Here is a 12,042-nt window from a genome sequence, read left to right as displayed (position 1 = left end):
CAGGCAAAGCTTGGTCGCCTGGAATTGACGGCGCAAGCCGTCATGAAATGGCGTAAGAAACCCAGCGGGTACTAACCCCGTCCGGCAAGGACCAGCCATCCACCGGTAGCGAGTCTTGCGTGGTGCTCGGGTAACCGGTATTGCGAAGCGTAGACAGCGAGTGTATAGGCCGTGTGATAGAGCCCCGAAATGTCCGCAGCGTGGAAGCCGACGCCTTATAAATAGCGGAAGGCAATATTGAAATACCGAAATGGCTTGGTATTGAAATTCCACCGGGGTCAGAGAACAGGGCATGTACGCATGAGGGTTTCCCAGGAACCTAGCTATCCATCGCATCAATATAGAGTTTTTGATAGCTAATCATTGCCACTCCAAGCCGCTCCTTCAGGTAGCCATTCACGTGTCCGAGCGCGCTCAGAATCTGCGCAGATTCTACGAGGTAAGACGCTCTTTTCGCTTTTGTCCAAATAGGCGGCGCTGACTGAAGATTGGTAATTCGGTCGCAAAGCTTCACGGCCGCAGCTTCCCGTGAGTGGCTGGCTATGCCTTGGAGATAAAGAGCTTCTGAGAAAGGCGCAATCATATTCTTGCTCAAGCTCCCGACGGTTGATGCCACTTGAACACCAAATACTGCGGCCAGTTCATCTTGTGTCACGTCGGTATCTTCAAGCACGTCATGCAGCAGCGCGGCGGGTAGCGCGACGTCGAATGCCCCTACAGACTCTTCGCGATCCGCAAAAATCAGTTCGTTTGCAACCATCGCCACGTGGGTGGAGTAGGGGAGGTCTGATCCCTTCATTTTCTGCCCAGCATGAGCTTGGCAGGCGAACAACCAAGCTTTGTTGTAGAGATGTTGCGGGTCTGCGGTGCTCATTGGTCGTGTCCAGGGCAGCTGCTCTAAGTGGCATAATAGCTTTAAGTGTCCGCCCAGCATTGGCATTTCAGTGTTTGTGATGCCTGATACTGATAGGCTTAGCTGAAGTTGGGGAATGTTAAGGCGCAATGCATCTTGAATGAAATTCGATGTTCTAACCAGATTGTGAGCTTTTAGAAGTTCTTGACCTGTAGCAATACATCAGACGCGATGGCGGCCCCGGAAATATTCTTCTCGGGTTATTTCATCGCCAAAGCGCAGGGCCTCGTTGAATAAGTGGTTGTCGTGCGGAACAGGATTTTGACTTTCTTCATTTCCGTAAAAACGTACAAAAATTTGCTTTGACAAATGGTCCCAACGATACGTGACCTCTTCGTAGGGATAGTCAATAAAGATATCCCCTTCAGCGAAACGCTCGCCTTTATTAATTCCCATTGGCGCTCCTAACGGCGTTGTAGTAAGCCTTGCTCTTTTCTGCTATTGATTTAGCACTGGATGTAGTTGGATCCATCATACGCCAATCTTCGTAGAAGCTATGTCCCAACCCGCCCGGGACGCCGGCTTTTGCTGAGACGGCGTCGTAAGTTTCACTTCCCAGAAGATTCCTGGCCAACGCTTCAGGCTCCTTCGCAAAAATCATTTGAGGGGAGTTGACCTGAATCTCTCCGGGTATGCCTGCTTTTGTCATGAGTGACGAGTTCACTCCGCTATAACCCATCGGGTCAAGGCTGCCATCAATGATTTTCACCGATGCGCCTCGCTTCGCCAGCTCTGACGCTACAGCATTTACTTTATCTGCATCTACGATGATGGTGTTACGCGCTAGATCCTTGATTCGACTGGCATCACCGCCATAGTCATTCATCACTTTTTGCAGTGCGCGCTCACGAGACTTTATAGGTGCCTTAGCCACATTTCCGCCGTACTGGGCGGCGATGTCATCCGCCAAGGCATCAATTTCCACCTTCGCGGCTTTAGCTTTTGCATAGACCTCTTCAAAAGTATTTATTTTTTTACCGGGGGGCTCAGGGTTCTTTTCTTGTGCTGTCGGCTCTGCCCGTTTCAACGGTGCAGGATCCTTCACCTGCAACTCCGGCTGCGCCAGCATCTTCTGCTCATTCCTCGCCAGCCACGCCGCAAACTGCTTGTTCGAAATTTCCGCCTGCAACTTGGCACTGCGCGCCGCGATGCTGTCCATGCTGGTCATGACCCCGGACTTGATCTGTCCACGGGTCAGGTAGGTCACAATAGCCGTCAGCAACAGCAATACCAGCTGCTCCTGACCACGTGCGAGTTGCCGGGCCGCACGTTCGGTGCGTTCCTGAACTTGCGCCCAGAGCCGCCAGTAGGATCAAGCCCCTCCGGCTTGACGCCGTCTGCCGCGAACCATGCGGTGGCGAGCCCTTCCTGCAAGGTTGAAAGGCAAGCGGGTAAACCTTGATAGAAATACTCAGCGATGGCCGACAGGCCCAGGGCCATCAGGATGAGATTGCCGACCTGCAAACCGATACCCGCTCCGGCAATGGCTGCTGACGCGGCGCCGACACCGAATGCAAATGCTCCGGCCGCACCGCCGACAATGGTACCCACCGCCACGCTGGCGCCGAGGATCATCGATACTTCCTTGACCAGTTGCAGCAGCACGGGAAGGATTTGTTCGATTTCGATCGAAGCCCATTTGTGCTTCAGGTTCGATTGGATGATCGGGTAGGACAGCGCCAAGGCCAGGCGAACGTTGTCGATGCGGTTTCCGCCCATGTAGCCATAGGCTTGGCGGGCACCATTGCTGACGCGCCGAGTAAAGCCATTCCAGCTGTCGTGAGTGCTCTGCAAGCCCTCGTTGACACTCTGGTTCAACTCACCGAATTTCTGATCGAGGTTTCGCTCGATATCGTCCCAGCTGGGATGTTAGCTAAAAAATCTATTTACACGCCACTGTCCTTGGAGGCAGTCCGAGGCTTTCTGACGGGAGGTTGATGGCTTCATTGTTTATTCATTTTGGCCTCAAGCATTTTATAAGCATCGGACTGACGCGCGTCAGTTAGCTCTATGTAAAAACTTGTATAGGCGGCCTCAAGATCTTTATATGACTGCAAGTTTGTTTCGGTAAAAAGACGGTATCCCGGAATGTCCCTAGCCTCTACTGGAGTATGAATATGGCCTAGTTCCGCGCTCAGAAGCAGCCCTTGAAGATCGGTTAGTAGTAACAATGCCGTAGGATCTTTGAGTTTGTAATATTCCAGCTTTTCCCGTAGGTGTTGAGCTGCAGCCTGCAAGGCATCCATATCCATAATTTTTCCTAATTGTCTATTGTGCCGATTAGCTTGGTTGCAGACCATTCATTGCGGTTGGGAGTCAGATATTGGAGCGCTCCACCTCCTCCCCCAATACTACCGCCAAATTCAGAGGTCGGTGCAACTTTACTCACGAAGACCTCGGTCGTATTCAGAGGGGTCATCTCGAATATCGAGTACTTTGGAGCCTCACTGGTCAATGGCAGGCCGAAGCTGTCCGCGAGTGTGCGACTACTTTGGGTGGCATTATGCAACTCGTCAGCCGTGGTGAAGAAGGGTGAATATTTACTGGTTTCTTGTCCTAATGGAACGATCTTCACTAAAGGCGAATTTATAATTTTCACTTCTGGAATTGTACTTCCCGATGCGAGCTGACCCATTCCTCGTTTGATGATCTCATCACCAGATACGTTGGGAGCCGCAGCGCGCAATTGTCAAGGTACAACTGCCCATCCTTGGTCGCGAGATAGTTCATTATTTGCGTGTTGGAAAGACCTTGTGCTTCAAATGTTGCAGCCTGCTTAAGCTGGTCCTCGTATGGCACAAAGTCCGAATCCTGCTTAGCATAGTACTCCCGCATCGTCTCTGATTCCCTGTAAAGGGGACAGATTTATTTGATTTTCCTTTATTGCGAGATTTCAATAAATCTGCTGCTTTGTATTTTTTATTTCCTCCTTTTGTAGTTTTTAGCCCGGTTGTTCAAGAGTTTTTCATTTTAGCTGCGAGCAGCCTGTAAGCCTCAGACTGTCGAGCGTCAATTAACTCGACGTAAAAATTCGAGTAAGCTACGCTAAGATCTCTGTATGACTGTAAGTCGGTTTCGGCGAATAGCCGGTAGCCAGGAATGTCTCTCGGCTCTACTGGAGCGTGAATAAGTCCGCGCTCTGCGTCCTGGAGTAGCCCTTCAAGGTCAGTCAGCAGTAACAATGCAGCTGGCTCTTTTAGTTTGTAATGCTCAAGCTTTGTTCGAAGGTCTTGAGCAGTCGCTTTCAAGGCGTCGATATCCATAGTTTCTCCTAATTGCTAATTTCACCGATTAGCTTGGTTGCAGAAAACTCACTACGATTTGGCGTTAGAAATTGGATCGCTTCTCCCGATCGTCCAATACTACCGGCAAACTCAGTGGTCGGCGCAACTTTACTTACGAAAACTTCGGTTGGTTTTAAAGGGACCATCTCGAATATTGAATATTTTGGTGCCTCACTGACCAATGGCAGACCAAAGACATCTGCGAGTGTACGGTTACTCTTGGCCGCATTCTGCAGCTCTTCCATTGTCGTGAAAAAAGGTGAGTATTTGCTAGCTTCTTGACCTATTGGGACGATTTTGATCAAAGGCGAATTTATAACCCTTACCTCCGGAATTGTACTCCCGGATGCGATCTGACCTACTGCTCGAGTAACGATTTCGTTAAGAGAGGCACCAGGGTCTGCCGCTTGCAATTTACTAAGGTATAACTGCCCTTCCTTGGTTCCCAAGTAATCCATAACTTTTGCTCGCGAGAGGCCAAGTGTTTCAAAGGTTTTTGCCTTATTGAGCTGTTCCTCATATGGTACAAAGCTTTGATCTTGCTTGGCGTAGTACTCCCGCATTGTCTCTGGCTCGACCTTCTTCAGCGGCGCAGGATCCTTCACCTGCAACTCCGGCTGCGCCAGCATCTTCTGCTCATTCCTCGCCAGCCACGCCGCAAACTGCTTGTTCGAAATCTCCGCCTGCAACTTGGCACTTCGCGCCGCGATGCCGTCCATGCTGGCCATGACGCCCGATTTGATCTGGCCACGGGTCAGGTAGGTCACGATGGCGGTGAGCAACAGCAATACCAGCTGTTCTTGACCGCGTGCCAATTGCCGGGCCGCACGTTCGGTGCGTTCCTGAACTTGCGCCGCAGAGCCGCCAGTAGGATCAAGCCCCTCCGGCTTGACGCCGTCTGCCGCGAACCATGCGGTGGCGAGCCCTTCCTGCAAGGTTGAAAGGCAAGCGGGTAAACCTTGATAGAAATACTCAGCGATGGCCGACAGGCCCAGGGCCATTAGGATGAGATTACCCACCTGCAAGCCGATACCCGCTCCGGCAATGGCTGCTGGTGCGGCGCCGACACCGAATGCAAATGCTCCTGCCGCACCGCCGACAATGGTACCCACCGCCACGCTGGCGCCAAGGATCATCGAGACCTCCTTGACCAGTTGCAGCAGCACAGGAAGGATCTGCTCGATTTCGATCGAGGCCCACTTGCGTTTCAGGTCTGACTGGATAATCGGGTAGGACAACGTCATGGCGTGGCGGACGTTATCAATCCGGTTGCCGCCCATGTAGCCATAGGCGTGGCTGGCTCCATCACCGACGCGCCGCGTGAAGCCATTCCAGCTGTCGTTGGCGCTCTGCAAGCCCTCATTGACACCCTGGTTCAGCTCACCGAATTTCTGATCGAGGTTTCGCTCGATGTCGTCCCAACTGGGGATATTGGCTAAAAGGTCCATTTACACGTCACTGTCCTTGTATGGGATGCGAATGCGAAAAAGTCTCTTTCGAAGCAGAGGCGCCGAGTTAGCTCATCCGGATAATGGGTGGCCATTGGCCGCAATCTCTAATCTCAGTATGCCAGCGAAATTTCACCACGCGGGCATTCTTCTTATAGGAGTACGTTTCTGCAATGATGGCATAAGGGCTCTATCTGCTATTTATTTGCGGCTGAGACAGCTCTGTACTGGGTGTTGCGCGGGTTTGCGTGTTATCCCCTCATCAAAAACAAGCTCTTAATAATTTTGTAAGCGATGAGCCGCTTCACGTTACGCCCTTCTCAAAAAAAATACCTCGGGTTGACACGACGATACCCTTCGGTGTCTCCTTTCCCACGCTCATAAAATCGGCACTTTTACCTGGCGCTGTGGTCCGACCGTCCAGAGTGATAGCGCGTTGGTTATCCATCCAGTGATGGCCGTTTGGCCATCTTTGTAGCCTGGGTGGAGCTGCGCTTGGGCATAACCCAGTTGTCTGTTCGTAACCAGCAGTTGCCGAGTACCGGCAGTCGCTTACTATCATGCTTCCAGGGAGATACACATGTTGACGGACCTTGCCGGGTTGCTTTCGACCCAGAACCGGCGCCTTTTCAAGTTCAAGAACCTTGCCAATCCTGAGCAAGAGTTACTGCTTGAGTCTTTCAAGGGCGTGGAAGGTCTGTCGCGTGCCTATAACTTCGAACTGCTACTGGTGTGCCAGGACTCCGGTGTTGAACTGAAGTCCATGATGGGCCAACACGTGGTCATCGAGATCGAGCTGGCCGAGGGTGCGCCGCGCTATATCGCAGGCTACCTCACACGTTTTGCCAGCATTGGCAGTGACGGCGGAATGGCGCGTTATACCGCAACGATGAACCCGTGGTTCTCGATGCTCAAGAATCGCTTTGATACGCGGGTCTTTCAGGGCAATACCGTCGAAGAAGTCGTCACTCAGGTGTTTGCGCTGTGCACGGCGTTTTCTCGCCACGAGTTCCGTCTGACCCGCCCGCAGAAGCGCTACACCTACATCACCCAGTACCGTGAAAGCGACTTCAACTTCGTCCAGCGCCTGTTGGAAGAGGAGGGGATGTTCTACTACTTCGAGCACACCGCCGAAACCCACACCATGATCATCTGCGACGACTCCACCACCCTGGTGCCGTTGTCGGAACAACCTCAAATTCGTTTCCACACCGCCTCTGTTACCGAGACGGCCGACTCCATCACCCAGTGGAGCGGAAACCGCCAGTTGCAGTCCGGCAAGATCGCCGTTCAGACCTTCGACTATCGCCAACCCGGCAACCGCCTGCCAGTGGCGATGAAGAGCCTGAACAAGCAAGGCGATGTGGATGATTTCGAGATCTATGACTTCCCTGGTCAATACACCCACGGCACTTACGACGAAGGCGAAGCGCTGGTGCGCTTGCGTGTCGAAGCATTGGAACTCAAAGGCAAAAGCTTCCAGGGCGCGAGCAACTGCCGGGCGATGAAACCGGGCTACACGTTCGAACTTTTGCAGCATTACGACCACGATCAGGGCTCACCCGACGACCGCCAGTTCCTGCTGATGAGCGTCGAAAGCGAAGGCCACAACAATTACCTCAATGGGCACCAGGCGAGCTACTTCAACACCTTCGCCTGCGTGCGCAAAAAGATAGTCTTCCGCCCGCAACTCACCACGCCACGCCCAACCATTTCCGGCCCACAGACGGCGATCATCGTGGGGCCTGTGGGTGAGGAAATCTTTACCGATGAACTGGGTCGAGTGAAAGTGCAGTTTCACTGGGACCGTAAGGGCGAACACAACGACAAAAGCTCTTGCTGGGTCCGCGTCGCCCAAACCGGCGCGAGCGGTGGCTTCGGCAGCATCCAGATCCCGCGAGTCGGCGACGAAGTGGTGGTGGTGTTCCTCGACGGCAATCCCGACCGACCTTTGGTCATGGGCAGCCTGTACAACAGCCAGAACACCCCGCCCTGGTCGTTGCCGGCGAACAAGACGCAGAGTGGTTTTTTAACGCGGTCGATGAAAGGCAAGGGCGCCAATGCCAACTTCTTTCGCTTTGAAGACAAGGCCGGTGCCGAGCAAGTCAGCCTTCATGCCGAGCGTAATCTGGACACCGAGATTGAAGCTGACGAAAGCCACACCGTTGGCGGTAACCGTGAGTTGAAAGTCGACGGCAAGCATACAGAAACGATCAAACTGGAAACGAGCATCGCGGTGACGGAAGGGTCTTACTACGTCACGGTAGATAGCGGCGAGGTGAAGATCACCTCAGCGACCTCAATCACACTCGAAGTCGGTGCCAGCAAACTGGTTATGAAGTCTGACGGCACTATTACGCTGAGCGGCGTGACCATTGATGCGCTTGGCAGCACCAAAATCAACCTTAACTAGCTCGACGGACAAGGAACAGCCGTATGCGACGTAATATCTATGACCGTCTCTCTGAACGCCGTCTCCGTGAGCAGGAGGCGGCTCGTGTGGAACAGGCTATTGCTGATGCTGTACCGCCGCCTCCCGAGCGCTTCCATACCAATGAACTGAGCTTTGTACGGTCGCCTGGCTTCAAGGACAAAACTTTTCACGTATTCACCCTCACCGATATCGGCCCTAGCCCTTTCTCTCTCGTGGTGGGCCGCTCCCAGGTTGAGCGCAACGCTGATCTTGAAACCGTTGCGCAGCAACTTCTCGGAGAACTTAAAAAGTCACTGACGCATCTTGAGTGGATCGAGCCTGTAACCCCTACCGAGGTCGCGGGAGTTGACGCGCGTCGGGTGGAGTTTCGCTGGCGACAGCAGGGGCAACCGGTTCATCAACTGCAATTAATTTTTCTGCATCACGATGAACACCTGCAGCCGTTGCTCATGCAGATCACCGGCACCAGCAACAATCCCAAAGGCATGACGTTTGAGGAGCGTGCTCAGTTTGACGCCCTGGTGCAAACGCTGGAGCTGCGTCACCCACCCGCGACAGACGAGGAGGAGAGCGGCGACCAGGACCTGCTCTCATGAGCGAAGCAGCGGCTCGCGTTGACGACCCGATTGAACACTCCAGTGCGCTGGGAGGCCTGCTGGCTGGTCTTGCGATTGGCGCAGGTGCGGTGTTGGTCGGAATCGCCATCGTTGGCACCGGCGGGCTCGGCGCGGTGGCCTTGTGTGCGATGGTCGGCGCGGGCGCTGCCACTGGCGCGGGGATAGGGCAATTGCTGGGGAGCCTTTCATTTGCCTGCCACGATACCGGGCACATCAAGACCGGCTCCGAGAATGTCTTTACCAATGGCAAGCGCGCGGCCAGAGCGCATGTGGATACCGCCGTATGTGATAACCACGCTTCCACACCGCAGACTCTGGCTGAGGGCAGTAATTCGGTTTATATCAACGGCCTGCCCGCGGCTCGCGTGGGCGACAGAACGGTGTGTGATGCCAAGATCAGCGCTGGGTCCGGCAACGTGTTTATCGGGGGCGGCACCGAAACAACAGACATCATTAGCCCAGAGGTGCCGGGTTGGTTGGAGCGGGCAGTGTTGGTGGTGGGTTTGGGCAGCGCCTTTGTGCTGGCCAGCCCGGTCGTTGTGATTGCCGGGCTGGTGGGCGGTATTGCAGGTGGCCTTGGAGGGAACTGGGCAGGCGGCAAGCTGTTTGGTGAAGGCTCTGATGGTCAGAAGTTGATGGCTTTTGGCGGTGCGCTGCTGGGGGGCGGGTTGGGTAGTAAGGGCGGGAAGTGGTTTGATGCACGATATGAGGTTAAGGTTCAGGGGCTTGGGTCGAATTTAGGAAATGTTAAAATTCAGCGCCGAGCTGTACCCACAGACGAAACGGTAAAGGTTCCCACTCACAAAGTTCCGTATTCTCCAGTGACCAAGACACAAAGGGCTGCTCTAAAGACGAAGCTGGAAAACCGAACGCTATCAAAGGATGAGTATAAGCGTCTTGATTGGGATAGAAGATTTGCTAATAAACGAGCAAAAGGCGTTTCGAGGTTTTGGTCTGATGAACGTACCAAGCTCAAGCTGGGAGAATCTGGAACTCGGAAATGGTCCCCGGAACAAAAAGCAGATATTTTATCTGGTAAAACACCAAAATATAATGGTGAATCTATTCAAGGTCATCATAAATACAATGCGTTGGATCATCCGCAACTTGCTAGCGATCCGAAAAATATTTATCCTGCTACTCGAACGGAGCACTTTGAGAGATGGCATGGGGGCAGTTGGAGAAATGATTCGTTTGGAGAGCCTGTTAACTTTAAATATCCGGAGGAATTCTAATGTCTGTTATAGCAATAATTTTAGATTTTAACTCTGTGAGCACTCAAGCGGTTGTGAAGCTGCACCGCGCGCTCGGGATCTCTATACAGTCTATAAAGGATACTTGGGCTGCGGGACTACCTATATTGGAAGTGGAAATATTTGAGGGGGATTATCAAGCTAATGCTCAGGCGATACGTTCTGTTCTGAAGGTAATAAAAGAGAATAGCCTGGTGGCGAAGTTTTATGAGCTTCCTTATGGAGAGCAATATGAGGGTAGTTCAAGTGTTGGCACTTGGGAAATTAGCGCTGAGGTTGTAGCCAACATATTGAATACCGCAGACGAAGAAGTTGAACGTCAGCTTGATAGCTAATGCTGTCATAAATATTGGCGGCAGATACTGGCCTGTTCTTTAGTAACTCATATTTGAGTGTGATTGTGAGATAGCTGCAGCCACCTGTTTCCAGTACGTGAAAGCCACGTCTGAAGACTATAAAACTACTTTTTTAAAGCGAATCTACCGGGCACATCAAGACTGGGTCCGAGAATGTCTTTACCAATGGCAAGCGCGCGGCCAGAGCGCATGTGGATACCTCCGTATGTGATAACCATGCTTCCACACCGCAGACTCTGGCTCAGGGCAGTAATTCGGTTTACATCAACGGCCTGCCCGCGGCTCGCGTGGGTGACAGAACGGTGTGTGATGCCAAGATCAGCGCTGGATCCGGCAACGTGTTTATCGGGGGCGGCACCGAAACAACAGACATCATTAGCCCAGAGGTGCCGGGTTGGCTGGAGCGGGCAGTGTTGGTGGTGGGTTTGGGCAGCGCCTTTGTGCTGGCCAGCCCGGTCGTTGTGATTGCCGGGCTGGTGGGCGGTATTGCAGGTGGCCTTGGAGGGAACTGGGCAGGCGGCAAGCTGTTTGGTGAAGGCTCTGATGGTCAGAAGTTGATGGCCTTTGGCGGTGCGCTGCTGGGGGGCGGGTTGGGTGGTAAGGGCGGGAAGTGGTTTGATGCGCGGTATGAGGTTAAGGTCCAGGGGTTGGGGTCGAATTTTGGGAATTTGAAGATTGTTCCGAAAGGTGCAACTAGGGTTTCTAACATTGCTGAGTCAGACGCCGCATTAGGTCGTGCGTCTCAAGCAAAAGCAGAACTACCACAGGGTAAAGAATATAAGGTAAAAACCGTTTCCTCCAATGATAAAAAAACCTTAAGTGGATGGGGGGATAAAAAGCCACAAGGATATGAAAGGGTTTCTGCAGAACAAGTGAAAGCTAAGTCTCTAGAAATTGGTCACGAGGTAAAGCCTCATCCATATGATAGAGATTATGAAGGTCAGCATTTTTCGTCTCACGCAGAAAAGCAAATGTCTTTAGCTAGCCCAGATCATCCAATAGGCGTATCCAAGCATATGTGTAATGATTGTCAAGGTTGTTTTTCAAAGCTCGCGCAATTTAAAAATGCAGAACAGACGGTTGCCGATCCCAAAGCCATTCGAATTTTTAAACCTGATGGTACCGTTGAAACAATATTGAGGTCAGAATGAACGAGAAGTCTTTAGCACTGATTAAAGCTTTGTTGAGTGAGGTAACGGCGGCTGCATCCGGGGAGTTACTGTTACCATTAAGAAAGCTTCTTTGGGAGACGATCACCGAGGATCAATCTGAAGAAGAGCGGCGCCTCACTCTTACAAAGCTCGATGTTATTTGCGTAGAATATGGTTCATCTTTTTGGGTTAAAAAATTTGGGGATGTTGAAGAGCTGTCCAGTATATTGTCGATGGCTCTCGCTCTGGCAAATGGAGTAATTCCCGAAGAAAAAGCTATGAGTGTGCGGGATGAATTTTATGTGGCGGTAGTTGAGGATCAAAGTTATTCATTTAATGAATATCCTGCGATGTTTGTTGGGCATGCAGCTGCGAATACTGTGATCACAGCAGCAAGCGAATATGATTTTGACCCAGCAGATCGACGAAGTGATCGGGATCTAGATCCCGCAGCGTTTGAGCCTAGTTATCTGGTGGCATCAGCGTTCGCCGGAGGTCTGGCAGAAAACGGTGACCCTGAGTCACGCCGAAAATTTTGGCAATGGTATCTGACTGATGCAGTTCGGCAAGTGCTTTAGTTCGGTAC

At 52.3% G+C, this 12,042-nt stretch carries 10 protein-coding genes and 2 pseudogenes; 6 read left to right on the top strand and 6 right to left on the bottom strand.

The features are described 5' to 3' along the window. Window positions 1–319: 319 nt before the first annotated feature. From ACXX81_RS21705 to ACXX81_RS21680, 6 genes and pseudogenes are all read right to left on the bottom strand, one after another. Window positions 320–874 (bottom strand): HD domain-containing protein, encoded by a 555-nt coding sequence (locus ACXX81_RS21705; RefSeq protein WP_458572368.1) that lies wholly within the window; start codon window positions 872–874, stop codon window positions 320–322. A 201-nt stretch (window positions 875–1,075) separates the two neighbouring features. Then, on the bottom strand, window positions 1,076–1,309 hold the full coding sequence (locus ACXX81_RS21700; RefSeq protein WP_458572367.1) for a hypothetical protein: 234 nt from the start codon (window positions 1,307–1,309) through the stop codon (window positions 1,076–1,078). Next, window positions 1,299–2,799: pseudogene (locus ACXX81_RS21695) on the bottom strand (DUF6861 domain-containing protein). Before ACXX81_RS21695 ends, ACXX81_RS21700 begins: the two are co-directional and overlap by 11 nt. A 57-nt stretch (window positions 2,800–2,856) precedes the next feature. Continuing rightward, window positions 2,857–3,165 carry a hypothetical protein gene (locus ACXX81_RS21690; RefSeq protein ID WP_458572366.1) on the bottom strand — a complete coding sequence of 103 codons (309 nt, stop codon included), beginning with the start codon at window positions 3,163–3,165 and terminating at the stop codon, window positions 2,857–2,859. Between the two features lie 702 nt (window positions 3,166–3,867). Further along, window positions 3,868–4,176, bottom strand: coding sequence for a hypothetical protein (locus ACXX81_RS21685; protein WP_458572365.1), 309 nt, complete (start codon window positions 4,174–4,176; stop codon window positions 3,868–3,870). Window positions 4,177–4,184: 8 nt separating this feature from the next. Then, complete coding sequence (locus ACXX81_RS21680; RefSeq protein ID WP_458572364.1) at window positions 4,185–5,645, bottom strand: DUF6861 domain-containing protein; 1,461 nt, start codon at window positions 5,643–5,645, stop codon at window positions 4,185–4,187. Between the two features lie 580 nt (window positions 5,646–6,225). On the opposite strand from ACXX81_RS21680, the gene ACXX81_RS21675 reads away from it, so the two are divergent. The 6 genes and pseudogenes from ACXX81_RS21675 to ACXX81_RS21650 all read left to right on the top strand — a co-directional run bounded on the left by ACXX81_RS21675 (window position 6,226) and on the right by ACXX81_RS21650 (window position 12,034). After that, entirely contained in the window at window positions 6,226–8,058 is a 1,833-nt protein-coding gene (locus ACXX81_RS21675) for a type VI secretion system Vgr family protein (RefSeq protein ID WP_458572363.1), read from the top strand. A 23-nt stretch (window positions 8,059–8,081) separates the two neighbouring features. Further along, complete coding sequence (locus ACXX81_RS21670; RefSeq protein ID WP_458572362.1) at window positions 8,082–8,675, top strand: DcrB-related protein; 594 nt, start codon at window positions 8,082–8,084, stop codon at window positions 8,673–8,675. Then, window positions 8,672–9,931: a PAAR domain-containing protein gene (locus tag ACXX81_RS21665; RefSeq protein WP_458572361.1), complete on the top strand. Its 1,260-nt coding sequence runs from the start codon at window positions 8,672–8,674 to the stop codon at window positions 9,929–9,931. Before ACXX81_RS21670 ends, ACXX81_RS21665 begins: the two co-directional genes overlap by 4 nt. After that, window positions 9,931–10,284 carry a hypothetical protein gene (locus ACXX81_RS21660; protein WP_458572360.1) on the top strand — a complete coding sequence of 118 codons (354 nt, stop codon included), beginning with the start codon at window positions 9,931–9,933 and terminating at the stop codon, window positions 10,282–10,284. Before ACXX81_RS21665 ends, ACXX81_RS21660 begins: the two co-directional genes overlap by 1 nt. A 137-nt stretch (window positions 10,285–10,421) precedes the next feature. Then, window positions 10,422–11,456, top strand: a pseudogene (locus ACXX81_RS21655) (PAAR domain-containing protein); the annotation flags it as partial. Continuing rightward, on the top strand, window positions 11,453–12,034 hold the full coding sequence (locus tag ACXX81_RS21650; protein ID WP_458572359.1) for an Imm5 family immunity protein: 582 nt from the start codon (window positions 11,453–11,455) through the stop codon (window positions 12,032–12,034). The pseudogene ACXX81_RS21655 and the gene ACXX81_RS21650, both read left to right, overlap by 4 nt. Window positions 12,035–12,042 lie beyond the last annotated feature (8 nt).

The sequence above is a fragment of the Pseudomonas sp. GNP013 genome, from assembly GCF_054343995.1.
This window is presented reverse-complemented; position numbering and strand designations above follow the sequence as displayed.